Below are 24,611 nucleotides of genomic sequence, written 5' to 3' on the forward strand. Positions count from 1 at the left end.
CTAGCGACTGGCCTAGTTATTGGTGTGTAAAGCTTCGTTCAGCTCTATGGCTGTTTTGTTAGTTTTGCACTCTATAGCGCCAGTGATGGAGTTGCGGCGGAATAGCAGGTCGCTTTTGCCTACCAAATCACGGGCTTTAACAGTTTCTACCGCTTGGCCTTGGTCGTCTAACACAATAACTTTGGTGCCAGCTGTGATGTATAGGCCCGCCTCGACTATGCAGCGATCCGCTAAGGGTATGCCTATGCCTGCATTGGCGCCTATTAAGCACTCGTCGCCTACGGAGATAACAATGTTGCCGCCGCCCGATAGGGTGCCCATGGTTGAACAGCCGCCGCCTAAGTCAGAGCCCTTACCTACGAATACCCCAGCTGATACACGGCCTTCTATCATGCCTGGGCCTTCGGTGCCGGCATTAAAGTTAACAAAGCCTTCGTGCATTACAGTCGTGCCTTCGCCTATGTAAGCGCCTAAACGCACACGGGCAGTGTGGGCGATGCGTATGCCTGCAGGCACTACATAGTTAGTCATTTTGGGGAACTTATCTACGCAATCAACGCTAATGGTCTCACCGTTTAAGCGCGCTTCTAGCTGCGCTTGCGGTAACTCGGCTAAATCGATGGCACCTTTGTTGGTCCAAGCAACATTGGGTAGCACCCCAAACAAACCGTTTAGGTTAACGCCGTGCGGTTTAACTAAGCGGTGTGATAGTAGATGCAGCTTTAAATAGCCCTCGGGTATGGAGCTGGGGTTGTCATCGCTGGCTAAAATAGTGGCCACTAAGGGGCGGCTGCTTTGCTTCATGGCCTTAACGATATCGGCTTGGGCGGCTTCGCCGGCCTCACGTAAATTGGCTTCTAAAGTGCCTAATTGGCCTTTATCCAGACTTAACGCCTGGTTGCCTTGCTGATAGCCGGTGGCAGCTATCACAGCCTTGCTTAGGCCTTCGGAGGGTTTTAGTACCGGCTGGGCGTAGAAAACTTCTAGCCATTCGCCTTTTGCGTTTTGGGTGCCGACCCCTAGGCCTATGCTGAATAATGCGCTCATGTTGAGTTACCTATAGTTGAAGTAGTTAGGAGTTAAAAATTTGTTGATAGTCGCTATCTTTAAAGCCCACGCGGTAAGCTTTGCCGGTATCTAATAGCGGCCGCTTGATTAAGGTGGGCTGCTCTAATAGTTGTTTGGCAGCTAGTTTGGCATCCATGGCTAGGCGGGTGGCTTCGCTAAGCTGTTTCCAGGTGGTGCTGCGCTTATTGACCAAGGTTTCCCAGCCCAAGGCTTCCAGCCAGCTGTTAATCTGTTGGGCGTTAATGCCATCGGCGCGAAAGTCGTGAAAGCAGTAGTCTATATCATGCGCTTCCAGCCATTTGCGGGCTTTTTTGACGCTATCGCAGTTTTTTATGCCGTACAGTGTGACCACAGTTTACCCATTGCTCTTAGTGATAAAAGAGCGCAAGGATAACAAAAAACATAGCTCAGCCGCTAGGTTACTAGCTGCTGAGCTTGATAAGTTTGTCGATGGAGGGGGTGTATTGTTCGGCTTTTAGCCAGTGCGAGTTTAGATATCGTACAGGGCGATAACAGTTTTACCATCCTCGGAGATATCCAAGCTATGGCATAGTTTTTTAATGAGCATTAAACCGCGGCCGTGGCTGTCTTGCTCCTTGAGGCGGTTGCGCATGGCCAGGTTATAGCCCTGGCCACTATCACTAACCGTGATTTTGAGCTGGCTGTTTTGCGGCTGGGGCAGGCACTCTAAGCTAATGTTTATATAGCCTTGTTCCAGTTCGGCCAGCCTAGTTAGGCGCTGCTGGTAATATTCTATAAAACCCGAACTGTCATCTTTAATATTGGAATCTAATTGTAATAAGCCGTGTTCTAGGGCATTGCTGTATAGCTCGGTAAGTATAGTGGCTATAAAATCTTGATGCGCGCTAACGCCGTCGGCGCTCTCTATAAATCGAATAATCGGTGGTATGGGATCGCTGTGGCGCAAGGTGTCGGCGGTTAGCTGTAGCTCTAGCTTCCAGGGTAACAGCGCCATGTGGTCAGCGCGCGGCGGTTTGACGGGCTCTTGGTTGGCTAGGCCATGATAGCTAAACTCTACTAGGGTTATGTCATCATCTTGACAAGTGTTGCGGGTAAAGTTTTTAAGTGCGCTTAATATTTTTTCAAATAGATCCTCGCTTGCGCCATCAAATAAATCCAGCAACCGTTGTTCGCCAAACATCTCACCTTCCTGGTTGTTGGCTTCTTCTATACCATCGGTAAAAAGATAGATGCGATCGTTTTCAACTAGCTCATAGATTTCTATGTTTTGTAAAAACTCGGCTTCGCTAGTGGCGGCCAGTGGCGGATGAAAAGCGGGGATAATCGTTTTGATGCGGCCCTGGCCGTTATCAATAATTAAGTTGGGGATACCACCAGACCAAACAAATAATTGATTGGTATGGGTGTTGATCTCTAGTACCGCAGCTGCCAGCATCATGTGATCGGGCAATATCTGTAATAGGCTTTTGTTAAGCTCGGCGGCGATAGTGCCTACCGTTAAACCTTTACTGGCCATGGTGCGAAAGGCTGAATAAATGGGGATAACACCTACCGCAGCGGCCAAGCCGTGGCCGGTAGCATCGCCTATTAATAAGTAGGTGTTATCCGCGGGGCCGTTGGCAGCAAGTAACACATCGCCGTTAAATACCGACACCGGCGACATATGGTATTTTAAATGGGGGTGATTAATCTGTTTTTTAAACTGATTGGTAAAAATACTTTCAACGACGCGGTGCTCATTTTGTGTGTTTTTGTCTCGGCGCAACAGTTCGAGATTGGTTTCGTGCATTTTTTGGGTGAGTTGGGCTACCCGTAACTGGGCTTTGATTTTTAAGGTAACGATTTCAACGCTAAAGGGCTTGGATATATAGTCCTCGCCTAGGCTTAAGCATTTATTTTGGGTGTTGGCTTCGGTAGAGCCGGTGAGAAAGATTATGGGTAAATGTGCCTCGCCAGCCAGTTGTTTGAGTTGCTTGGCTGTTTCGTAGCCATCTATGCCAGTCATTTTTACATCAAGCAAGACTAAGTCCGGTAGTTGCTTGGCATTTTGTAGGTGCTCTAGCGCTAACTCACCACTTTTAGCAATAATGGCTTGATGGCCCAAGTCTTCAATAATGCATTCCAGCAGCACGGTAATGGAGTGGCTGTCATCTACAATTAATATATCCATTGTTAGGCGATAATAAACTTGCTTTCAAAACGGGAAATAATCAGTACTTTTTTAATTTGTGGCCTGCAGTTAATTAATTTTATAGTGCTAATGTTTTTCTCTGTGAGGTAACGTCTCATATTAAGCAGCATGCCTAAGCCGGAGCTATCCATATATTCTGTGGCTCTAAAGTCGACGATATAAGTTTCAGCGTTTTTATCGGTATAGGCCTCCCTAAATTGCTCTACCGAATCAAAGTTAAACTTTTCGTCTAAGGTAATGGTGAACTCTTGCTCTTGCTGGGATGTTGCTATAGGCATTCTTATCTCCGTGACTGTGCCATGGGTCAGAGTGGCAGTTGTTTATAGTGTTTGCGGTTGTTTTGTTAATCTTAGACGGGAGTTAAGCAATAGCAACTTTCATAACTACTAAATATAAGCAGCTATGATTGAAGTGATGAGATATAGGTTTAATAAAACCTAGCAACCATCCGCAGGTTTTGCGGTTGCTGGCTGCTAGGCTTTAAGGGTTTTTTTAGGTTTGCGGCGGTTGGGGTAGCAGCTGCTGCAGATGGGGCATACCGTGCCGTCACAGCCGCGGGCCGAGCAGTACTCGCGACCGTAGTAAATAAATTGTAAGTGCAGGGCGTTCCAGCGCTCTTTGGGGAATAGTCGTTTTAAGTCTTTCTCGGTTTGCGCTACCGACTTGCCGCTAGTGAGGCCCCAGCGTTGCGCCAGCCGGTGTATGTGGGTGTCTACGGGAAAGGCGGGCTGGTTAAAGGCCTGGGCCATGACTACGCCTGCGGTTTTGTGGCCTACGCCGGGTAGTTTCTCTAGCTCATCCATATCGGCGGGCACTATGCCGTTGTGAAACTCCACCAGCATTTCTGAGAGTTTTTGTATGGCCTTGGACTTCTGAGGTGATAAGCCGCAGGGGCGTATGATGGCCTGGATGTCTGCTACCGATTGTTTGGCCATAGCAAAGGGGTTGTCAGCCAGCTCGAATAAAGCGGGGGTAACTGTATTGACGCGCTCGTCGGTACATTGCGCTGATAGCAATACTGCCACCAATAGGGTGTAAGGGTCTTTATGATCCAGTGGTATAGGTGGCTCTGGGTATAAGGCTTGCAATTGTTCGAGTATAAAGGCGACTCGCTCGGCTTTTAACATAGTCTGTAACTTACTATTAGTACGGCTGTTTACTTCAGGCTATTTACAAAGTGCTTAATGCGGTGGGCGGCTTCTATGCACTCGTCTAGCGAGGCGACTAAAGCCATGCGCACCCGTTGCTGGCCGGGGTTGCTGCCGTTAACTTCGCGCCCCAAAAACTGGCCAGGTAATACGGTGACGTTTTGCTGAGCAAATAATTGCTGGGCAAAATCTTTGTCGCAAATAGGGGTTTTGGCCCATAGGTAAAAGCCCGCATCGGGTTTTGCCACCTCTAGGCAATCCCCTAAGATATCTAGCACGGCAGTAAATTTTTGTCGGTATAGCTTGCGGTTTTGTTTAACGTGGGCTTCATCCTGCCAGGCGGCTATGCTGGCAAGTTGGTGCTGTATCGGTAGGGCGCAGCCGTGGTAGGTGCGGTATAGCAAAAAGGCTTGCATGATGTCGGCATCGCCAGCCACAAAGCCCGAGCGCAGGCCCGGTAAGTTGCTGCGTTTAGACAGGCTGTGAAACACGGCGCAGCGTTTAAAATCATTGCGGCCCAACTCGGCACAGGCTTGTAATAAACCGGCGGGGGGCTGTTGTTCGTCAAAATACAGTTCGGAGTAGCACTCGTCGCTGGCGATTACAAAATCGTATTGATCGGCCAGGGCGATTAATTTTTTTAACACGCTGGTATCAATCACGGCACCGGTAGGATTGCCCGGCGAGCATAAAAATAATAATTGGCAGCGCTGCCAAGTGGCGGCATCTACCTGGTCGAAGTCGGGAATAAAGCCGTGCTGGTCTAAACAGGGTAGGTAGTGGGGTTCAGCGCCGGCTAGCAGGGCTGCGCCTTCATAGATTTGGTAGAAGGGGTTGGGGGTGACTATTAATGCATCGTCACGGCGATCGATTACCGCTTGGGTAAAAGCAAATAGCGCTTCGCGAGTGCCGCTAACAGGCAGCACATGTTGTTCGGGGTTGAGGCTGCCGGGAGCTAGTTGAAAGCGTTGGCTGGCCCAGTTGGCGATGGCGCTGCGCAACTCCGGCAGGCCTTTGGTGCTGGGGTAGTTGCTCAGCAGCTGTAAATTATTAGCCAGTGTTTCAGTAACAAAGCTGGGGGCTGGGTGTTTGGGTTCGCCTATGGATAGGGCTATATGGGCCAACTCGGCTGGCGCTGTAACGGCAGCTTTTAAAGCATTGAGTTTTTCAAAGGGGTAGGGGTGTAGGCGTTGTAAATCTGAGTTCATGGGTTTATAGCTTCGCTACTGGTCGATTATATTTGCGCTTGTTCGTCTAGTTCTTTGCAGATGGCGCGTTGAATTTTTTCTGCCAATTCGTTATCGGTAATGGGCTTGTGCTGGTAGTCAGTAATAAAAAATACATCTTCTACTTTTTCACCTAGGGTGGTGATTTTGGCGTTTTGCAGCATGACATCATGCTCCATAAAAATTTTACCCACGCGGGCTAATAAGCCTGGTCTATCGGGGGTGATGATTTCTAGCACGCTGAAGTCTAAATCTTCATCGTTGTGAAAGCGGGTGCGGGTGGGTATAGAGAATAGTCGCATTTGCCGCGGGGTGCGCTTGGAAATCTTGGCTAAATAATGTTGCGGGTTTTGTATTTTTTCCTGCAGCAGTTGTTTAATGGCCGCTAGCCGCTTGGGGTTGTCACCTATGGGTTTGTTGTCGGCATCCAGCACATAAAAGGTGTCCAATGTGTAGCCATCACCCGAGCTGTAGATGCGGGCGTCCATGATATTGAGGTTGAGTTGCTCCAAGGCTGCCGCGGTGAGTGCGAATAGCGAGGGCCTATCATGGGTGTGTATAAAAATTTGGGTGGCACCTTCGTTATCTAACTCGCCGCTTTCTTTGGTGAGTATCAGCGGTGCATTTTGGTTGAGGCTTTGGGCTATGGCTTCAGTGTGCCAGACTATGTCCTCTACACTTTCGCGTAAAAAATATTCTTCGCCCACTCCCGACCACAGACCGTGAATTTTTTCTTCGCTAAAGCCCAGCCCCAGTAATTTTTCCATGGCGCTGGTTTGAGTTTCTTCTATCCACTCATGTTTATCGGCGGGATTTTCCAGGCCGCGACGCAAGGCGCCGGTGGTCTCGGTATAGAGCTGGCGCAGCAGTGAGGCGCGCCAGCTATTCCATAGGCTGGGGTTGGTGCCGTTAATGTCTGCCACCGTTAGTGCATAGAGATAATCTAGGCGGCGTTGGCTGCCTACCACATTGGCAAAGTCGCGTATCACGTCGGGGCTGGAAATATCTTTGCGCTGCGCCACCGAGGACATTAGCAGGTGGTGTTGCACCAGCCAGGCCACTAGGTTGGTGTCTTTTTTGCTGAGTTTATGGCGCTGCGCAAAACGGGTGACATCAGCCACTCCTAGCTCTGAGTGATCGCCGCCACGGCCCTTGGCTATATCGTGATACAGCCCGGCTATATACAGCAGCTCTACCTGCTCCATGCGTTGTACTATGCGCGCGGCCACAGGAAAGCGTTTTTGAAACTTGGGGTAGTGAAAGCGGCGCAGGTTTTTAACCACTTCCATGGTGTGGGCATCCACGGAGTAGATGTGAAATAAGTCGTGCTGCATTTGCCCTATGATGGCTTTAAATTCGGGCAGGTACATTTCCAACACGCCAAAGCGCAACATGCGTCGTAATTGCAGGGCGACCTTTTCTTTGCAGCGCAGCAGCGCCATAAAATATTCGGCTATTTGTGGGTCGCTGCGAAAGTCATCATCTATAGTGGCGGCGTATTCGCGTATCAGGCGTATAGTGGTGGCGCGCAGGCCGTCTATGTTGGGGGATTGCGCAATTAATAAAAACACTTCCATTAAGGCGGCAGGGGTTTGCGCAAATACTTGGTTGTGGGTGACTTCTATATGGCCGTTGCGCACCCGAAAGCGCGGGTTGATATCGATGATGGTTTCGTCTTCGCTGGCGCGTAGTATGGTTTCATCAAAATATTGTATTAGCAGGTCGTTGAGCTGGCCCAAGGTGATAGCCCAGCGGTAATACTGCTGCATAAAGCCTTCTACCGCCAGCCGTATGTCGTCGTCTTCAAAGCCAAACATTTTGGCTAGAGTGCGCTGGTGGTCAAACAGCAGCCGGTCTTCGGCGCGGCCGGTGACCATATGCAAGGCATAGCGCACCCGCCATAAAAAATCTAAACCCTGGTTGAGAGAGTTAAGTTCAGGCTTTAATAAAAAGCCGCGCTCTACTAGGTCATCCATGGCTTGGGCGTTGAAATGGCGCTTGGCTATCCAGCCTATCATTTGTACGTCGCGCAGGCCGCCGGGGGAGCTTTTTACATTGGGCTCTAAGTTGTATTCGCTGTTGCCGTGCTTGGAGTGGCGCTTGATCTGCTCGCGCCACTTGGCGCGAAAAAAGGCGTGGCTGGGCCAGCTGTGTTGCTCGGTATTGCTAACGGCTTTGGCCAGCATTGCTGGTGGACCGGCCAGGGTTCTGGATTCCAGCAGGCTGGTGGCTATGGTGATATCCTGCTCGGCCTGCTCAAAACACTCCTGCAGGCTGCGTACGCTGTGACCTATGTTGAGCTTCATATCCCACAGCAGGGTGACAAATTCACCTATGGCTTGCTGGCAATCCTGTTCGGCTTGCTCGTTGATTAAGATCAGTAGGTCTATGTCAGAGTGCGGGTGCAGCTCACCGCGGCCATAGCCGCCTACGGCGTTAAGGCTAATGGAGTCAGGCCAGTCGAATAATTGCCAGGCGCATTGCAGTAGTTGGTCTATATAGTGGGCGCGGCCCCAGATTAGCTGGCGTATATCGCTGCCTTGTTGAAACTGCTGGTGAAAATAGTCGGTGACTCTAGCTATGCTGTCTTTGAAGAGTGGCAGTGGCTGGCGCGCGCTTTTGACCGCGCACAGAAAGTGCTCGCGATCAAAAATATCCGATGGAATCGCTAGTGGCAGTTTGTTCATGGCCTAGGCTAGGTAAAAGGGCTCGTCCGGTCTGGCGGTAAGCACCTCTACGCCATCGCGGGTCACTGCCAGCGTGTGTTCCCACTGGGCCGAGGGGCGGCCGTCTTTGGTGGTCACGGTCCAACCGTCTTTTTTGTTGAGTTTTACATGGCGTTTACCGGCGTTGAGCATGGGCTCTATGGTAAAGGTCATGCCCTCTTTAATGACCATGCCTTCGCCCTTGTTGCCGTAGTGTACGACCTGCGGGTCCTCGTGAAACACCTTGCCTATGCCGTGGCCGCAGTATTCGCGCACTATAGAGTAGTAGTTGGCTTCAGCGTGCTTTTGGATGATGTGGCCTATGTCGCCCAGGGTACAGCCGGGTTTGACTATCTCTATGGCTTTATACAGGCACTCTTGGGTGATGTTCACCAAGCGCTCGTTGTGGGGCTTAGGCTTGCCTACATGAAACATTTTGCTGGTGTCGCCGTGGTATTGATCTTTAATCACGGTGATATCTATATTGATAATATCGCCATCACGCAGGGTTTTCTTCTCGTGGGGTATGCCGTGGCACACCACTTCATTAATCGAGGTGCAGATAGATTTGGGAAAGCCGTGGTAGTTTAGCGGTGCCGGTATGGCCTTTTGTTCGTTGACGATATAGTCGTGGCAGATTTGATCCAGTTCGCCGGTGGTCACACCGGGCACCACGTGGGGGGCGATCATATCCAGCACCTGGGCGGCGAGGCGGCCAGCTACACGCATTTTGGCAATTTCATCGGCGGTTTTTATCGTAACGCTCATATAACTATCTGTTTTGTAATGGGTTTGTGTGTTTTTTAGGCGTCGGCTGGTGGGTCCTAGCCGCTGCGCCGGGCTATTGTAAACCATGGCTTGTAGGCTTGGCTAAATTATATGGCGCTGCTGGCAGGCGGATGTTGTTTTTATTGCTAAAAATAGCCGTTTTTCTTCCAGTTGCGGGGCTGTTGTGGTATAAAGCGCGCACTCAAATGGCCGGGTTATTTTGATCGGGTGAATTTGAGCAATAAATCCGCACATATACCGTCACATTGTTCTGGGTGCTCTGTAGGCTCTACCTATCTAATAAGTAGAACTGAAGGGGTTGAATAATGGGGTATATGGAGGCCTAACCCTAACTTATTAAAGGTATATTATGACTACTCAAGTAAGCATGCGCGAAATGCTGCAAGCTGGTGTGCACTTTGGCCACCAAACTCGTTACTGGAACCCTAAAATGTCTGAGTACATTTTTGGTGCCCGCAATAAAATTCATATCATTAACCTGGAGCAAACTGTTCCTGCGTTTAATGAAGCTTTGGCGTTTATTCAGCGTCTAGCTAACAGCCGCAACAAAATTCTTTTTGTTGGTACTAAGCGCGCTGCTAGCAAAATCATCAAAGAACAAGCTGAGCGTGCTAGCCAGCCATACGTTAGCCACCGCTGGTTAGGTGGTATGTTGACTAACTACAAAACTATCCGTGGTTCTATCAAGCGTTACCGCGATTTAGAAGCGCAAGCAAAAGACGGTACTTTTGATGCGTTGACTAAGAAAGAAGCGCTAATGCGTACTCGCGATATGGAAAAGCTAGAGCGTTCTATAGGCGGTATTAAAGATATGGGTGGTTTACCTGACGCCTTATTCGTAATCGACGTAGATCACGAGCGTATCGCTATTCAAGAAGCTAACAACCTAGGCATACCTGTTATCGGTATCGTTGATACTAACAGCAACCCCGATGGTGTTGATTATGTTATCCCTGGTAACGACGATGCTATCCGCGCTATCAAGCTATACACCACGGCTATGGCTGATGCGGTAATTGCTGGTCGTGCTGCTGACGGTGCTGTTTCTAAGAAGAACGAATTCGTAGAAGAAGCTGCTGAAGAGAAGCCTGCTGCTGAATAAGTAGCGTTTCCCAGCAAGAAAAGGGGGCTAGGCCCCCTTTTTTGAAACTTAAGTTTGAATATATCGGTAATTAACTCGCGTTGGTTATCGCATTGGAGGATATCTCAATGGCTGCAATTTCTGCTGCAATGGTTAAAGAACTGCGTGAGCGTACTCAGCTCGGCATGATGGAATGTAAAAAAGCCCTACAAGAAGCTGATGGTGACATCGAAAAAGCGATTGAAGAGCTACGTAAAAACAGCGGCATGAAGGCTGCTAAAAAAGCTGGTCGTACTGCCGCTGAAGGTGTTGTGGTTGCGCGTGTTGCCGAAGATGGCAGCTACGGTGTATTGGTTGAAGTTAACTCTGAAACTGATTTCGCTGCTCGCGATGCCAGCTTCTTAGAATTTGTTAACAAGGTGGCCGATAAGGCTTTTGCTGATAAGCAAACCGATGTTGAAGCTATCATGGCTGGCGAAATGACTGAGGCTCGTGAAGCCTTGGTACAAAAAATCGGTGAGAACATCGGTTTGCGTCGCATCGAGCTAGTTGAAGCCAGCAATGGCGTTGTGGGCAGCTACACCCACTCAAACAACAAGATTTCGGTATTGGTTTCTCTGCAAGGTGGCGAAACTGAATTGGCTAAAGATGTGGCCATGCACGTTGCTGCTGTTAATCCGCAGGTGACTAAGCCAGAAGATATGGATCAAGCTGCTGTTGATGCTGAAAAAGCTATTATCAAGGCACAGCCAGACATGGCTGGTAAGCCAGAAGCTATAGTCGAGAAGATGATGACTGGCCGTATCCAAAAGTTCTTGAAAGAGAACAGCTTGGTTGAGCAGGCTTTCGTTAAAAACCCAGAGTTAACTGTGGGCCAATTGGTGAAAGATGCTGGCGCAGAAGTACAATCATTCACACGCTTTGAAGTGGGTGAGGGTATTGAAGTTGAAGAAGTAGACTTCGCTGCAGAAGTTGCTGCTCAGTTAAAAGGTTAATTTTAATTGAGTCAAAACGGGGCCTTTTGGCCCCGTTTTAGTATTAGAGTTGCTCAATTCCACGCAGGGTGGAATCGTGTTAGATTGAGCCTTTTGAATGCCGCAACCGGTGGGTATTTAAGAGCTTTAATCTAACGCTAGTTATCAATGATCATAATTGTGTAGAGGGTTTATCAATGCCAGTAAAAGCCAGCGATAGAAAGTTTAAGCGTATTTTATTGAAGCTGAGTGGTGAAGCCCTAATGGGGGCCGAGGGCTTTGGTATAGACCCCAAGGTGCTAGACCGCATGGCCCTAGAAGTTGGCCAGCTGGTAGGCATAGGTGTGCAAGTGGGTTTGGTGATAGGTGGTGGCAATCTATTTCGCGGGGCTTCTTTACAGAAGGCTGGCCTAGATAGGGTCACCGGTGATCACATGGGCATGTTGGCCACAGTAATGAACGGCCTGGCTATGCGCGATGCTTTGGAGCGCTGCAATATAGTTTCTAGAGTGATGTCAGCTATACCCATGAGTGGGGTGGTGGACCACTACGACAGACGCAAAGCCATGCGCGCCTTGCAGCGCGGTGAGGTGGTAATTTTTTCCGCGGGTACTGGCAATCCCTTCTTTACTACCGACTCTGCCGCATGCTTGCGCGGTATAGAGGTAGATGCCGAGTTAGTGTTAAAGGCTACCAAAGTTGATGGTGTGTACAGCGCAGACCCTGCTATAGATCCCACAGCCACTAAGTACGACCGCTTAAGTTATGATGAAGTGCTAAACAAAAAATTAGGGGTGATGGATTTAACCGCTATTTGTTTATGTCGCGACCACAATATGCCGCTGCGCGTTTTTGAAATGGAAAAGGCCGGCGCCCTGCTTAATATTGTGGTGGGTGGCGATGAAGGTACTTTAATAGAAGAAATTGCTGAATAAGCTGTTAAGTAAAAGAAAGCAAAAAATAGTTTTAGGAGATTGAATCGTGATTGAAGAATTAAAACAAGATGCCGAAGAGCGCATGCAAAAAACCATCAGCGCTTTGGGTGTTAGTTTAAATAAAATTCGCACAGGCCGAGCTCACCCCAGCATACTGGATGGTATACGCGTGGATTACTATGGTTCTGAAACCCCGCTTAGCCAAGTTGCTGCAATTAATGTTGAAGATGGTCGTACCTTGTCGGTAGTGCCCTGGGAAAAGCCCATGGTGCCGGAAGTAGAAAAAGCCATTATGAAATCCGACTTGGGTTTAAACCCTTCTACTGCCGGTTCAGTAATACGCATACCCATGCCTATGCTGACGGAAGAAACGCGTAAGGGTTACACCAAGCAAGCTCGCGCCGAAGCCGAGCACTCGAAAGTGTCTATACGCAATATACGCCGCGATATACTCAGCGATATTAAAGACTTACAAAAAGAGAAAGAAATTTCTGAAGATGATGAGCGTCGCGCGCAAGATGATATTCAGAAAATCACTGATAAGTACGTGGCCGAGGTGGATAAGGCCTTAGCGATCAAAGAAAAAGACTTAATGGAAATATAAGTACATTATGCCGGAATCAAGTGATAGCGACTCTGGTGTTGCCATTGAGGTAACTGGGAAGGCGAGTGATTTTGCAGTAATACCGCAGCACATCGCCTTTATCATGGATGGTAATAGCCGCTGGGCCAAGCTGCGCGGCAAGTCCACCACCGCGGGGCATACCGCTGGGGTGGAGTCGGTGCGGCAGGTGCTGCAGTTGGCCATGGGTTACGGCATTAAAGTGGTAACCCTGTTTGCCTTTAGCAGTGAAAATTGGCAGCGTCCCGCCCTAGAGGTAAAAGCGCTGATGCGCTTATTTGCCACTTACTTAAAAAAAGAAATGAAACGCTTGCATGCCGATGGCGTACAAATGCGTTTTATAGGCAATCGCGATAATTTTAGCGACGCTTTGCGTAAGCAAATGGCTGAGGCCGAAGCGCTTACCGCCAATAATGATAAAGCGATATTGGTACTGGCGGTGGATTATGGCGGCCAGTGGGATATTGCCAATGCGGCTAAAATTTTAGCAGGGCAGGTGCAGCGCGGTGAGTTGGCGTTGGATCAGGTCGATGCTCAGCATATGGCTAAGCATATGGCCTTGGCTGATTTGCCCGCTCCCGATCTCTGTGTACGCACTGCCGATGAACATCGCATTAGCAATTTTTTACTGTGGCAACTGGCCTATGCAGAATTGTTTTTTTCAAAAGCTTTATGGCCGGATTTTTCCGAGCCCGACCTGCGTGAGGCACTGACCGCCTATGCGCAACGTGATAGACGCTTTGGCGCTCGTAAAGACGCCGACAGCAAATAACTAGAATAAACAAAAGAGGGCTGTCGTGCTTAAACAGCGAATAATTACAGCATTGGTATTAGTCTGCGTAATGGGCAGTGCCATAGTTTTTCTTTCCCCTTTATATTTTGCCGCGCTGATGACGGCGGTTATTCTTGCGGCCAGCTGGGAGTGGTCGGCACTGGCAGGCTTAGCTGGCAGCCTAAACCGCGCAATTTACAGTGCTTGCAGCTTGTTGTTAATGGCCTTGGTGGCCTGGTATTGCCAGCTACTCAGCGAACAGCTGGCTTGGCCGCGAGTGCGCGATGTGCTGGGCTTGGGCTGTCTGTGGTGGGCGGTAGCGCTGTTATGGGTTAAAAGCTACCCCTATAGCGGCAAGCTTTGGGGCGCCGTACCGGCCCGCTTGCTGATGGGGTTTTTAGTGTTAATCCCTGCCTGGTTGGCGTTTATCTCGCTGCGTTTTAATGCCCATGGTACTGCCTATATTTTTGTATTGCTGGCCTTGGTGGCTAGTGCCGATACCGGCGCCTATTTTAGTGGCAAGGCTTGGGGCAAATCCAAGTTGGCGGTGGCGGTGAGCCCGGGTAAGTCTTGGGCGGGTTTTTGGGGCGGCTTAGTGGCAACCAGCAGCTTAGCCTTGCTGCTGTGGTTGTACTACGGCAGTGCAGCCATGCGCTTAGAGCAGGTATTAGTGGTGGCGGTGTTAACCGGCTTGGCCTCGGTATTGGGCGATTTATTAGAGAGCATGGTCAAGCGCCATCAAGGTGTTAAAGACAGCGGCACGCTATTGCCCGGCCACGGTGGCATTATGGATAGATTGGATAGTTTAACGGCAGCAGCGCCGGTGTTTGCGCTGTGCATTATATTGGTGGGTTGGTAATAGGTGGATAAGGCTGTCGCAATAGAAAATATCACCGTTTTAGGGGCCACCGGCTCTATAGGTATTAGCACGCTGGATGTTTGCGCCAGGCACCCACAGCGCTATCGCTTGTTTGCCCTTACGGCCAATAGCAGTGTGGCTGAATTGGCCGAGCAAGTTATTGCCCATAAGCCGCGCTATGCGGTGATGCGCGAGCCGCAGGCGGCAGAGCAGTTGGCGGCCCTGTTACAGCAACAGGGTATTGATGATACCCAAGTGCTTAGCGGTGACGAGGGCTTAAACGCGGTTGCCAGCCATGCCGAGGTCGATACTGTTATGGCGGCCATAGTGGGTGCAGCGGGTTTAGCGCCCACCATGGCGGCGGTAGAGAGCGGCAAAAAAGTGTTGTTGGCCAATAAAGAGGCGCTGGTGATGGCTGGCGGCCTGTTTATGGAGGCGGTGAAAAAAAGTGGCTCGGTGCTACTGCCCATAGATAGCGAGCATAATGCTATTTTTCAGTGCATGCCCGCCCAATACCAAGAGGAAGGCGGTAGCCACCAGCTAGCCAGCAGCGGCATACGTAAAATTCTGCTTACTGGCTCAGGCGGGCCGTTTCGGCAGACCCCTTTAGAGCAGCTGGCGGCGATGACCCCCGATCAGGCCTGTGCCCACCCCAATTGGTCTATGGGGCGTAAGATCTCGGTCGATTCCGCTACCATGATGAATAAGGGTTTAGAGTTTATTGAGGCCTGCTGGCTGTTTAATGCCCAGCCTGAAGATATAGAGATAGTGGTACACCCGCAGAGCATTATTCACTCTATGGTGGAATATGTGGATGGCTCGGTGCTGGCGCAGTTGGGTAACCCCGATATGCGCACCCCTATAGCGCATGCTATGGCCTGGCCTGAGCGTATAGAGTCTGGGGTGGCCAGTTTGGATATTATCGCCACCGCCACACTGGATTTTGAGGCCCCCGACTATCAGCGTTTCCCCTGCCTAGGTTTGGCGGCGCAGGCGGTTAAAACCGGCAAGACTGCAATGGTGGCGTTGAATGCCGCCAATGAGGTGGCGGTAGAGGCTTTTCTCAATCAACAGATACGCTTTACTGATATCCCTGTTATTATCGAGTCCGTGTTGGCGGCTGTTGAGCTGGTTGAACCCTCGACTTTAGCCGTTGTCCAATTGGCCGATCAGCAGGCCCGGGACTTAGCCCTGCAGCAGGTTGCTAACCGCGCCTGCGCCTAATCATTGACTGAAGTTGCCATAATAAAAGGTTGTTGTCTCACTCCATGGAATTACTGCAAACCATATTAATTACTCTCTTCACCTTGGCGATATTGGTGTCTATACACGAGTATGGCCATTTTTGGGTGGCCAGACGCTGCGGCATCAAGGTGCTGCGCTTTTCTGTGGGCTTTGGCAAACCGCTGTACCGCTGGCGCGATAAACTAGATACCGAATATGTGATTGCCGCCATACCCTTGGGTGGCTATGTCAAAATGCTGGACGAGCGCGAGGGCGAAGTGCCCGCCGAGCTGCGTCATATGGCGTTTAATAACAAGCCCGTGGGTCATCGCCTAGCCACGGTTGCGGCCGGGCCTTTAGCTAACTTTATCCTCGCCATTATTGTGTATTGGTTTGTATTTGTGGCTGGGGTTAGCGGTGTGGCCCCGATTATCGATAAGGTAGAGGCAGGGTCGGTAGCCGAGTTGGCAGGTTTAGAAGCCGGCCAAGAGATAGTTGCGGTTGACGGTGAGCCTACCCCCACTTGGGAGGCGCTGCACTTACAGCTGCTAGAGCGCATAGGTGATAGCGGTGAAATAGAGTTTACCGTCAAATATGCCGATTCCGATTTAACCTACAGTTCTAGCGCTACCGTTGATGCCTGGCTGGCGGGGGAGGAAGTCACCGACCTAATGGCGGGTATAGGGGTGGAACTGTATAGGCCCAAGCTGATTGCCCAGATAGATCAAGTAGTAGCCGAAAGCCCGGCGGCGCAGGCCGGTTTTGAAACCGGCGATATTATTGTGCAGGCCGATGAGCAGCCCATAGCCGAGTGGGGCGACTGGGTAGAGTATGTGCGCGAGCGCCCCCAGCAAGCCATACAAGTACAATTTTTGCGGGCAGGGCAGCCGCTTAGCGCTGAACTTACCCCCGCTAGAAAAATTGACGAGCAGGGCCGGGCCTATGGTCAGGTTGGTATGGGGGTAAAGTGGCCAGAGTGGCCAGCAGAGTTGCGCCGAGACTACCAATATAACGCTGTTAGCGCGTTTACTGCTTCATTAAATCGCACCTGGGATATGAGCGTTTTTACTCTGCAATCCATTAAAAAGATGTTAATGGGGCTAATCTCGCCAAAAAACTTGAGTGGCCCGATAACCATTGCTAAAGTGGCGTCCGCCTCGGCAAACTCTGGTCTAACTAGCTATCTCAGCTTCTTGGCTTTATTGAGTGTGAGTTTGGGGGTGTTAAATCTACTGCCTATACCGGTTTTGGATGGCGGCCATATTTTATTTGGGGTGGTAGAACTAATAATAGGCCGTCCAGTATCAGACCGTATTCAAGCACTGGGCTACCAATTGGGCTTTGTTATTGTCATTAGCATGATGATGCTGGCTTTATATAACGATATTAGTCGACTCTAATGAACAGCAGGCTAGCTTTGAACACGCGAGAATCCCTGTGCTAATGAATTTTGTGGTAATAAATAATCAATGAGACGTTTTCTTACAGTATTCCTGTTAGCCCCTTTGTGGCTGTTTTCCTCTATTAGTGTTCACGCTGAAGAAAGCTTTGTGGTGTCAGATATACGCGTGCAAGGTTTGCAGCGGGTGTCGGCGGCCAGCGTGTTTACCTCCGTGCCTATTAATGTAGGTGATACAGTAGATCAGGCGGCTATTAGCAATGCCATACGCAGTTTGTTTCGCAGTGGTAATTACGATGATGTAGAGATAGGCCGCGATGGCACCGTGCTAGTGGTGGCCGTGGTAGAGCGCCCCTCTATTAGCGAAATTGTATTAGAGGGTAATAAGGCGATTAAATCTGAGGCCTTATTAGAAGGCTTAAAAGGTGCTGGTTTGGCTGAGGGGCAGGTGTTTAAACGCTCAACCCTAGAGACCATGAAGCTAGAGCTGACTCGCCAATATGTATCCCAAGGCCGTTACGATGCTGGCATAGATACCGAAGTGGTGTCGCTGCCCCGCAACCGCGTAGCGGTGAATATCAATATTGATGAGGGTAATACCGCTGCGATTAAGCACATCAATATAGTAGGCAATAAAGATTTTAGCGAAGAAGAGCTATTAGATTTAGTAGAGTTATCCACTACCGGCTTTTGGTCGTGGATTACCAGCGATGATAAATATGCCAAAGAGGCTTTGGCGGGTGATTTAGAAACCCTTAAATCTTTCTACCTAGACCGGGGTTATTTAACCTTTGCCATAGATTCTACCCAAGTGACGGTTACCCCCGATCGCAAAGCGGTATACATCACCATCAATATAAAAGAGGGTGAGGTTTACACCGTTGATAAAGTGGACTTATCCGGTGACCTAGTAGTTAAAGAAGAGCAGCTATGGCCCTTTGTATTAATACAGTCGGGGCAAACTTTTTCGCAAACGGCAGTCACCAATAGTGAAGAGTGGCTGACCAAGCGTTTAGGTAATGATGGCTATAATTTTGCCAAAGTTGAAACCATTACCGATATAGACCAAGAAAACCAAACCGTTAATCTTAAGTTTTTTATAGACCCTGGCAAGCGCACCTATGTACGCCGCATAGAGTTTGATGGCAATAGTAAAACCGCCGATGAAGTACTGCGCCGTGAAATGCGGCAAATGGAAGGTGCGCCTGCGTCTTCCTCGCGCATAGAACAGTCGCGTATACGCTTAGACCGTTTAGGTTATTTTAAGGATGCCAAGGTAGAAACCTTAGAAGTACCCGGCAGCGACGATCAAATCGATATTAAATACAAGGTGGAAGAGCAGCCTTCAGGCAGCATAGGCGCCAGCATCGGTTACTCGCAGGACAGCGGTATTATATTCGGCGCTAACGTACAGCAAGACAATGTGTTGGGCACCGGCAAGCAGGTAGGCATAGGCTTAAACAAAAGCCGCTATATGACTAATGTGCGCTTTAGTTATACCAATCCTTATTACACTGAAGACGGTGTGAGCCGCGGTTTCTCGGTGTTTTATCGCAAGGCTGACCTGTCAGAAATCAACGTGTCTAACTACACCACCAATACCTTGGGTACCTCGATGAATTTCAGCTACCCCATCAAGGAAACCGAGCGGGTAGGTTATAGCTTCACCTATACCAATACCGAGATAGAGGCCGGTGATTTTGCGGTGCAGGAGATATTTGCCAGCCCGCGCGCTGATTCAGACTTTATCAATCACTATTACGACAGCGAGTTTGCTGGCAATGTAAATGGCGTTAGCACCTATGCCCAGGCTGAATTACCTAAGACTTTCGATCCAGTGGCCAATGCCGATCTGTTAACGCCACCGACGCAACCCGGCTTTATCGATTTGTACGGCAACGAGTTCAACGACTTTACCTTTACCACCAGCTGGTCGCAGTCCACCTTAAACCGTGGCCGCATGGCAACCCGTGGTGCTTCGCAAAGCCTGGCCTTAGAGGTCACCATACCGGGTAGTGACTTAGAGTTTTATAAGCTTACCTATACCGGCCAAGTCTTTTTACCCATTACCAATAACTGGATAGTACGCCTGCGCGGTGACTTAGGTTATGGCGATGGTTTTGGCGATGTAGAAGAGCTGCCTTTCTTCCAAAACTTTTACTCCGGTGGTTTTGGCTCGGTGCGCGGCTTTAAGAGCAACACTTTAGGCCCAAGAAGTACGCCAGCATTGCGTTATGACAGAGGTCAAGCAGTGGTAGCTGTTTGTAGCCAGACCGATGTGGATAATAGTGTTAGTAATTGCTCGGTAGTGGGCCAAGCGAAACAATTAGATGATAAGTTTTCGTATATAGCCAGCGACGGTTCATTTAATGCCAGCTCAGTCGATAATAAGCCCGACCCCTTTGGCGGCAACTTGCTGGTAGAGGCCAGTGTGGAATTACTGTTCCCCTTGCCCTTTATTAAAGATCAAAGCTCCATACGCTCGGCTTTTTACTTTGACGTAGGTAATGTATTTAGCACTGATTGCCGAGCAACTCAGGTGAACTGTACTAATTTTGATATGGACGAGTTGCGCTATTCGGTAGGGGTGGGCATGACGTGGATTACCGGCTTTGGCCCGCTAACCTTTAGTTATTCTAAGCCCATGAATGAAAGTGAATACGATGAGACTGAAAACTTCCAGTTCTCTCTAGGCCGCAGTTTTTAAACTATTTAAGTTTACTGCTGGTAGCCTGCCCGCGATACGGATAGTATTGATTTAAAATAATGAGGAGAAAACCCATGAAAAATTTATTAAAGCTAATGGTGCTAGTCACAGCTGTGGCAGCGCCGTTAATGGCAGCAGCACAGGGCAAAATTGCCGTACTAGATGTGCAAACCGCTATCTTGCAAACCGAAGCCGCCAAAAAAGAGTTTAAAGAGTTACAGGCGCGCCCCGATTACGCCGAGAGCGTTAAGCAGTTAGAGAAATTGCAAAAAGACTTTATGGCCAATAAAGAAAAGCTACAAAAAGATAGCGCCGTAATGAGTGACGAGCAAAAACAAGCCGAGGCGCAAAAACTGCAAAGCAGCGCCACTGATATTCAGCATGTACGTAAAAAATTGCAAACAGCTGAACAAGAATTAGCCAAAAAATTAATGCAAGCTTTTTACCCCAAGCTGCAGCAAGTAATGCCTGAAGTGATTAAAGAAGAAAGCCTAGGTTTATTATTGGATAGAAAAACGGCCTTGCATGTAGATAACGGCTACGATGTAACCGGTAAAGTCACTGCCAAACTTAATCTGCAATAAACCTAGGCTATTTTCACCCAGCCATGACAGCGCGTGATTACTCCCTAGCTGAATTAGCAGAGCAGCTACAATTAGAATGCGTAGGCGATTCCAGCCTGCGCATTGTTGGTTTAGCGACTTTAGCATCGGCAGCGACTGGCCAGCTTAGTTTTTTGGCTAATCCCCGCTATCAAAAAGAATTAGCTAATACCGCCGCTAGTGCGGTTATTGTCAGCCCTGCTATGTTGCCACACTGCCCGGTTGCGGCGTTGGTTTCCGACAATCCTTATCTTAGTTACGCGCAAGCTACCCAGCTGTTTAAAAAACAGAGTGAGGCAGTGGCCGGTATCGCGGATACTGCGGTAGTTGCCGCTAGCGCTGATATTGCCAGTAGCGCCAGCATAGGTGCTAACTGCGTTATTGGTGAGCGCGTGCGTATAGGTGAGCAGGTAGTAATAGGGCCAGGCTCAGTAATTGGGGATGATGTTGTTATAGGCCCACAGGGTTTATTACACGCAAATGTGACACTGTATCACGGCGTGAGTATTGGTCATTCTGTTATATTACACAGCGGCGTGGTGATAGGCGCCGACGGTTTTGGTTTTGCCCCCACTCAACAGGGCTGGCAAAAAATTGAGCAATTAGGTGCTGTGGTGATTGGCGACCATGTGGAGATAGGTGCCAATAGCTGTATAGATAGAGGGGCTTTAAACCCCACGATTATAGGCAACCACGTCATCATCGATAACTTGGTGCAATGTGCTCACAACGTACAAATTGGTGATGGCACGGCCATAGCCGGTTGCACGGCCATTGCCGGCAGTACCCGTATAGGTAGCCGCTGCACTATAGCCGGTGGCGTGGGTATAGTGGGGCATATTAGTTTGGCGGATAATGTCCATATTACCGCTCATACCTTGGTGACTAAGTCTATTAGCCAGCCCGGCTCTTATTCATCGGGTACGCCCATGCTGGAAACCCAGCAATGGCGTAAAGCTGCTGCGCGCTTTGCGCAACTAGACGCATGGATCAAAAAATTAAGCCGCTTTATCAAGGCTAATAACTAGGCCGGGCTTGCTATTAAGCCTGTGCGTTACAGATTATTACCGTGCTATAACAGCACCGTGTTATTTATAGGGATCAAACTCCATGATAATGGACGTGAAAGAAATAAGAGAATATTTGCCCCACCGCTATCCCTTTTTATTGGTTGATCGCGTTACTGAGCTGGTTTTAGGTGAGTCTATTACCGCCATTAAAAACGTCAGCGTAAACGAGCCTTTCTTTAATGGCCACTTCCCCGATAAGCCGGTCATGCCCGGCGTCTTAATTATCGAAGCTATGGCTCAAGCCGCTGGTATATTGGGCTTTAAAACCCAGGATAAAAAGCCTGCTGATGGCTCTATATATTTATTTGTTGGTGTGGATAATGTGCGCTTTAAGCGTCAAGTGGTACCCGGCGATCAGTTAGAGCTTAAAGTTGATTATGTTTCGGACAAGCGCGGCATTTGGAAATTTCAATGCAGCTCCTATGTCGATGGGCAATTAGCCGCATCTGCCTCTATATTATGTGCAGATAAAAAAGTTTAAGAGTAAACAGTTGAATGTTGATAGACAGTAGAGCCATTATCGACCCCAGTGCCAAGCTGGCCGATGACGTAGAGGTCGGCCCCTGGAGTATTATAGGTCCCAATGTAGAAATAGGGGCGGGCACCGTGATTAAGTCTCATGTGGTGGTTAAAGGCCCCACGGTGATAGGTCGCAACAATACCATTTATCAGTTTGCTACCGTGGGCGACGATACCCCCGACCTAAAATATAACAACGAGCCTACACGCTTGGTGATAGGCGATAATAATGTAATACGCGAAGGTGTCACCATACACCGAGGCACCGTGCAGGATAGAGCCGAAACCACCATAGGCAACGACAACCTGATTATGGCTTATGTACATATAGGCCATGACTCGGTAGTGGGTAACCACTGTATATTGGTGAACAACGCCGCCTTAGCTGGCCATGTGTATATAGGCGATTGGGCCATAGTCAGTGGCTATACCTTGATACACCAGTTTTGTCATATAGGCGAGCACTCCTTTAGTGGCATGGGTACGGCTATAGGTAAAGATGTGCCAGCCTATGTTACCGTTATGGGTAGTCCGGCAGCGGCCAAAGGGATTAATACCGAAGGTTTAAAACGCAGGGGCTTTAGCAGCGAGGCCATAGCCACCATACGCAAGGCTTATAAAATCATCTATCGCCGCGGCCTAACCACCGAAGAAGCCCTGCAGGAATTGGAAAGCATGCAAGCAGACTGCGCTGAGTTGGGGCCATTAATACACTCTATACGTGTTTCTAAGCGCGGCATAGTCAGGTAGCACTAGCTAATTCAGAAGGGCCTGGCTAACAAGGCTGCGGTAAAAGCTTAACTAGACACAGGCTGATAATAATTCCACGCCTTAAGCCGCTACTTTAAGCCATCATCATCGCGGCATTTGGCTTGTAGTCATTGTTATCAACCCTCCACAAGGTTACATCATGGCGGAAAGTTTACGCATAGGGATAGTTGTTGGTGAGGCATCGGGGGATATACTCGGTGCCAGCTTGATCAAGGCTATAAAACAACAATACCCACAAGCTCAATTTGAAGGTATAGGCGGCCCCTTAATGTTGGCCCAGGGCTTTAACAGCCACCACCCCATGGAGCGTTTGGCGGTGATGGGCATAGTAGAGCCCTTAAAACGCCTGCCCGAACTACTGCGCATACGCCGCAGCCTAAAAGAGCATTTTATTGCTAAGCCGCCAGATTTATTTTTAGGCATAGACTCTCCCGATTTTAACCTGGATCTAGAGCTGGCCCTGCGTAAAGCAGGCTTGTTAACCGCGCATTATGTCAGCCCCTCGGTATGGGCTTGGCGCAGCGGTCGGGTACATAAAATCGCCAAGGCAGTGGATAGAATGCTGACCTTATTCCCCTTTGAGGCCCAGTTTTATCACCAGCATAATGTGCCGGTGTCTTTTATTGGTCATCCTTTGGCCGATAAGTTTCCCCTGCAAAATGACCAGCAGCAAGCGCAACAGGCCTTGGGGCTTAGCGCTGACAAGCCTTTGGTGGCGCTATTGCCGGGCAGCCGCGGTGGCGAGGTGGCTATGTTGGGCGAGGCATTTATAGAAACCGCTCGCTGGTGTTTACATCAGCGCTCAGATTTACAGTTTATTCTGCCAGCCGCCAACGAGGCTCGTTATCAGCAATTGCAAACCCTGCTCAGCCAGCGCGGTGCGGGCCTGCCTATTACCTTAATACAAGGCGATTCACAAACCGCTATGGCCGCCGCCGATGCGGTATTAATGGCCTCGGGCACCACTACCTTAGAGGCCATGTTATTAAAACGCCCCATGGTAGTGGCTTATAAAATGGCGGGGTTGTCTTACGCCATAATCTCGCGCATGGTTAAGTCTAAATATATTGCTCTGCCTAATTTATTGGCGGGTGAGATGCTGGTGCCCGAGGTGCTACAGCAGGATGTGCGGCCAGAAATGTTAGGGCCGTTAGTGTTAGACGCGCTGCAAAATAAAGCTAAGCGCGCCGCGCTGATAGAGCGTTTTACCGAGATACACCAAACATTAAAAATGAACGCCAGTGAGCGCGCCGCCGAGGTGTTATTAAAAATGATACGCCACCGGCACAATGAATCTCACGATGCTCAGTCATAAAAAGAATAGTTAGGAATAGAGTGATGGACGTTTTTCATAGCAGCTACCAAGGTATCTTGGTGGCGGGTACCGATGAGGTGGGACGCGGGCCTTTGGCTGGCGATGTGGTCGCCGCGGCGGTAATTTTAGATCCCAATAAACCTATAGAGGGTTTAAACGATTCTAAAAAACTCACCGAAAAAAAACGCGAGGCCTTGTTCCCTATTATTCAAGAGCAGGCCTTGAGCTGGTGTATAGCCAGAGCAACGGTACAAGAGATAGACGAAATTAATATTCTGCACGCCAGCCTGTTAGCCATGACCAGAGCGGTGCAAGGCCTGGCCGTGCAACCTGAGCATGTGCTGGTGGATGGTAATAAAATTCCGCAATGGTCATATCCTGCCGAGGCGGTAGTTAAAGGCGATAGCCGGGTAGCAGCCATCGCGGCGGCATCTATTTTGGCCAAGGTGACTAGGGATAGAGAGATGCTAGCTATGGATGAGTTATACCCCGGTTATGGTTTGGCGGGGCATAAGGGCTACCCCACCAAGGTGCATATGCAGGCCTTGGAAACCTTAGGCCCCACGCCTATACACCGGCGTTCTTTTGGCCCCGTAAAAAAACAATTAGAGCAACTGAGTTTGCTATAGCAAGCTATGCCATAACACGATAC

The 24,611-nt window shown here is 49.4% G+C and carries 23 protein-coding genes; 15 read left to right on the forward strand and 8 right to left on the reverse strand.

All coding sequences use genetic code 11. The features are described 5' to 3' along the window. Positions 1-12: 12 nt before the first annotated feature. The 8 genes from dapD to map all read right to left on the reverse strand — a co-directional run bounded on the left by dapD (position 13) and on the right by map (position 9,175). Positions 13-1,047, reverse strand: coding sequence for a 2,3,4,5-tetrahydropyridine-2,6-dicarboxylate N-succinyltransferase (gene dapD / locus NO559_RS14345; protein WP_258332558.1), 1,035 nt, complete (start codon positions 1,045-1,047; stop codon positions 13-15). A gap of 25 nt (positions 1,048-1,072) precedes the next feature. After that, positions 1,073-1,420 (reverse strand): ArsC family reductase, encoded by a 348-nt coding sequence (locus NO559_RS14350; protein WP_258332559.1) that lies wholly within the window; start codon positions 1,418-1,420, stop codon positions 1,073-1,075. Positions 1,421-1,558: 138 nt separating this feature from the next. Further along, a complete protein-coding gene (locus NO559_RS14355) occupies positions 1,559-3,220 on the reverse strand; it encodes a fused response regulator/phosphatase (RefSeq protein WP_258332560.1) in 1,662 nt (553 codons plus the stop codon). Between the two features lie 2 nt (positions 3,221-3,222). Further along, entirely contained in the window at positions 3,223-3,519 is a 297-nt protein-coding gene (locus NO559_RS14360; protein WP_258332561.1) for an STAS domain-containing protein, read from the reverse strand. A gap of 195 nt (positions 3,520-3,714) precedes the next feature. After that, positions 3,715-4,368 carry an endonuclease III gene (gene nth, locus NO559_RS14365; protein ID WP_258332562.1) on the reverse strand — a complete coding sequence of 218 codons (654 nt, stop codon included), beginning with the start codon at positions 4,366-4,368 and terminating at the stop codon, positions 3,715-3,717. A 29-nt stretch (positions 4,369-4,397) separates the two neighbouring features. Next, entirely contained in the window at positions 4,398-5,597 is a 1,200-nt protein-coding gene (gene dapC, locus NO559_RS14370) for a succinyldiaminopimelate transaminase (RefSeq protein WP_258332563.1), read from the reverse strand. A 26-nt stretch (positions 5,598-5,623) separates the two neighbouring features. After that, positions 5,624-8,302 carry a [protein-PII] uridylyltransferase gene (locus NO559_RS14375; RefSeq protein WP_258332564.1) on the reverse strand — a complete coding sequence of 893 codons (2,679 nt, stop codon included), beginning with the start codon at positions 8,300-8,302 and terminating at the stop codon, positions 5,624-5,626. A 3-nt stretch (positions 8,303-8,305) separates the two neighbouring features. Continuing rightward, positions 8,306-9,175 carry a type I methionyl aminopeptidase gene (gene map, locus NO559_RS14380; RefSeq protein WP_258332565.1) on the reverse strand — a complete coding sequence of 290 codons (870 nt, stop codon included), beginning with the start codon at positions 9,173-9,175 and terminating at the stop codon, positions 8,306-8,308. Positions 9,176-9,458: 283 nt separating this feature from the next. Here map and rpsB point away from each other — a divergent pair, with 283 nt between their 5' ends. From rpsB to rnhB, 15 genes are all read left to right on the forward strand, one after another. Then, entirely contained in the window at positions 9,459-10,211 is a 753-nt protein-coding gene (gene rpsB / locus NO559_RS14385) for a 30S ribosomal protein S2 (RefSeq protein WP_258332566.1), read from the forward strand. A gap of 107 nt (positions 10,212-10,318) precedes the next feature. After that, a complete protein-coding gene (gene tsf / locus NO559_RS14390; protein ID WP_258332567.1) occupies positions 10,319-11,185 on the forward strand; it encodes a translation elongation factor Ts in 867 nt (288 codons plus the stop codon). 176 nt (positions 11,186-11,361) lie between these two features. Next, complete coding sequence (gene pyrH / locus NO559_RS14395; protein ID WP_258332568.1) at positions 11,362-12,099, forward strand: UMP kinase; 738 nt, start codon at positions 11,362-11,364, stop codon at positions 12,097-12,099. An 82-nt stretch (positions 12,100-12,181) separates the two neighbouring features. Next, positions 12,182-12,703: a ribosome recycling factor gene (frr, locus tag NO559_RS14400; protein ID WP_375542743.1), complete on the forward strand. Its 522-nt coding sequence runs from the start codon at positions 12,182-12,184 to the stop codon at positions 12,701-12,703. A 7-nt stretch (positions 12,704-12,710) separates the two neighbouring features. Then, positions 12,711-13,493 carry a polyprenyl diphosphate synthase gene (gene uppS / locus NO559_RS14405; RefSeq protein WP_258332570.1) on the forward strand — a complete coding sequence of 261 codons (783 nt, stop codon included), beginning with the start codon at positions 12,711-12,713 and terminating at the stop codon, positions 13,491-13,493. A 25-nt stretch (positions 13,494-13,518) separates the two neighbouring features. After that, on the forward strand, positions 13,519-14,352 hold the full coding sequence (locus NO559_RS14410; RefSeq protein WP_258332571.1) for a phosphatidate cytidylyltransferase: 834 nt from the start codon (positions 13,519-13,521) through the stop codon (positions 14,350-14,352). 3 nt (positions 14,353-14,355) lie between these two features. Next, entirely contained in the window at positions 14,356-15,576 is a 1,221-nt protein-coding gene (ispC, locus tag NO559_RS14415; RefSeq protein WP_258332572.1) for a 1-deoxy-D-xylulose-5-phosphate reductoisomerase, read from the forward strand. A gap of 44 nt (positions 15,577-15,620) precedes the next feature. Further along, positions 15,621-16,976, forward strand: a complete 1,356-nt coding sequence (rseP, locus tag NO559_RS14420) for an RIP metalloprotease RseP (protein WP_258332573.1) — start codon at positions 15,621-15,623, stop codon at positions 16,974-16,976. Positions 16,977-17,045: 69 nt separating this feature from the next. Next, complete coding sequence (gene bamA, locus NO559_RS14425) at positions 17,046-19,682, forward strand: outer membrane protein assembly factor BamA (protein ID WP_258332574.1); 2,637 nt, start codon at positions 17,046-17,048, stop codon at positions 19,680-19,682. A gap of 74 nt (positions 19,683-19,756) precedes the next feature. After that, positions 19,757-20,266, forward strand: a complete 510-nt coding sequence (locus NO559_RS14430; RefSeq protein ID WP_258332575.1) for an OmpH family outer membrane protein — start codon at positions 19,757-19,759, stop codon at positions 20,264-20,266. A 23-nt stretch (positions 20,267-20,289) separates the two neighbouring features. Further along, entirely contained in the window at positions 20,290-21,312 is a 1,023-nt protein-coding gene (gene lpxD / locus NO559_RS14435; RefSeq protein WP_258332576.1) for a UDP-3-O-(3-hydroxymyristoyl)glucosamine N-acyltransferase, read from the forward strand. 85 nt (positions 21,313-21,397) lie between these two features. After that, positions 21,398-21,835: a 3-hydroxyacyl-ACP dehydratase FabZ gene (gene fabZ, locus NO559_RS14440; protein WP_258332603.1), complete on the forward strand. Its 438-nt coding sequence runs from the start codon at positions 21,398-21,400 to the stop codon at positions 21,833-21,835. Positions 21,836-21,849: 14 nt separating this feature from the next. Then, positions 21,850-22,623, forward strand: a complete 774-nt coding sequence (gene lpxA / locus NO559_RS14445) for an acyl-ACP--UDP-N-acetylglucosamine O-acyltransferase (RefSeq protein ID WP_268904993.1) — start codon at positions 21,850-21,852, stop codon at positions 22,621-22,623. A gap of 160 nt (positions 22,624-22,783) precedes the next feature. After that, positions 22,784-23,959, forward strand: coding sequence for a lipid-A-disaccharide synthase (gene lpxB / locus NO559_RS14450; protein ID WP_258332577.1), 1,176 nt, complete (start codon positions 22,784-22,786; stop codon positions 23,957-23,959). A 23-nt stretch (positions 23,960-23,982) separates the two neighbouring features. Further along, a complete protein-coding gene (gene rnhB / locus NO559_RS14455; protein ID WP_258332578.1) occupies positions 23,983-24,588 on the forward strand; it encodes a ribonuclease HII in 606 nt (201 codons plus the stop codon). Positions 24,589-24,611: the final 23 nt, after the last annotated feature.

This window comes from Dasania sp. GY-MA-18 (assembly GCF_024734385.1).
GTDB lineage: Bacteria > Pseudomonadota > Gammaproteobacteria > Pseudomonadales > Dasaniaceae > Dasania > Dasania phycosphaerae.

Excerpts from the sequence above, each read along its gene's own strand:
- pyrH (WP_258332568.1), top strand. The coding sequence starts at position 11,362 with ATGCCAGTAAAAGCCAGCGATAGAAAGTTTAAGCGTATTTTATTGAAG.
- NO559_RS14375 (WP_258332564.1), bottom strand. The coding sequence starts at position 8,302 with ATGAACAAACTGCCACTAGCGATTCCATCGGATATTTTTGATCGCGAG.
- rseP (WP_258332573.1), top strand. The coding sequence starts at position 15,621 with ATGGAATTACTGCAAACCATATTAATTACTCTCTTCACCTTGGCGATA.
- NO559_RS14430 (WP_258332575.1), top strand. The coding sequence starts at position 19,757 with ATGAAAAATTTATTAAAGCTAATGGTGCTAGTCACAGCTGTGGCAGCG.
- rpsB (WP_258332566.1), top strand. The coding sequence starts at position 9,459 with ATGACTACTCAAGTAAGCATGCGCGAAATGCTGCAAGCTGGTGTGCAC.
- map (WP_258332565.1), bottom strand. The coding sequence starts at position 9,175 with ATGGTTTACAATAGCCCGGCGCAGCGGCTAGGACCCACCAGCCGACGC.
- uppS (WP_258332570.1), top strand. The coding sequence starts at position 12,711 with ATGCCGGAATCAAGTGATAGCGACTCTGGTGTTGCCATTGAGGTAACT.
- nth (WP_258332562.1), bottom strand. The coding sequence starts at position 4,368 with ATGTTAAAAGCCGAGCGAGTCGCCTTTATACTCGAACAATTGCAAGCC.
- NO559_RS14360 (WP_258332561.1), bottom strand. The coding sequence starts at position 3,519 with ATGCCTATAGCAACATCCCAGCAAGAGCAAGAGTTCACCATTACCTTA.
- dapD (WP_258332558.1), bottom strand. The coding sequence starts at position 1,047 with ATGAGCGCATTATTCAGCATAGGCCTAGGGGTCGGCACCCAAAACGCA.
- NO559_RS14355 (WP_258332560.1), bottom strand. The coding sequence starts at position 3,220 with ATGGATATATTAATTGTAGATGACAGCCACTCCATTACCGTGCTGCTG.
- lpxD (WP_258332576.1), top strand. The coding sequence starts at position 20,290 with ATGACAGCGCGTGATTACTCCCTAGCTGAATTAGCAGAGCAGCTACAA.
- bamA (WP_258332574.1), top strand. The coding sequence starts at position 17,046 with ATGAGACGTTTTCTTACAGTATTCCTGTTAGCCCCTTTGTGGCTGTTT.
- rnhB (WP_258332578.1), top strand. The coding sequence starts at position 23,983 with ATGGACGTTTTTCATAGCAGCTACCAAGGTATCTTGGTGGCGGGTACC.
- frr (WP_375542743.1), top strand. The coding sequence starts at position 12,182 with ATGCAAAAAACCATCAGCGCTTTGGGTGTTAGTTTAAATAAAATTCGC.
- lpxA (WP_268904993.1), top strand. The coding sequence starts at position 21,850 with ATGTTGATAGACAGTAGAGCCATTATCGACCCCAGTGCCAAGCTGGCC.
- lpxB (WP_258332577.1), top strand. The coding sequence starts at position 22,784 with ATGGCGGAAAGTTTACGCATAGGGATAGTTGTTGGTGAGGCATCGGGG.
- tsf (WP_258332567.1), top strand. The coding sequence starts at position 10,319 with ATGGCTGCAATTTCTGCTGCAATGGTTAAAGAACTGCGTGAGCGTACT.
- dapC (WP_258332563.1), bottom strand. The coding sequence starts at position 5,597 with ATGAACTCAGATTTACAACGCCTACACCCCTACCCCTTTGAAAAACTC.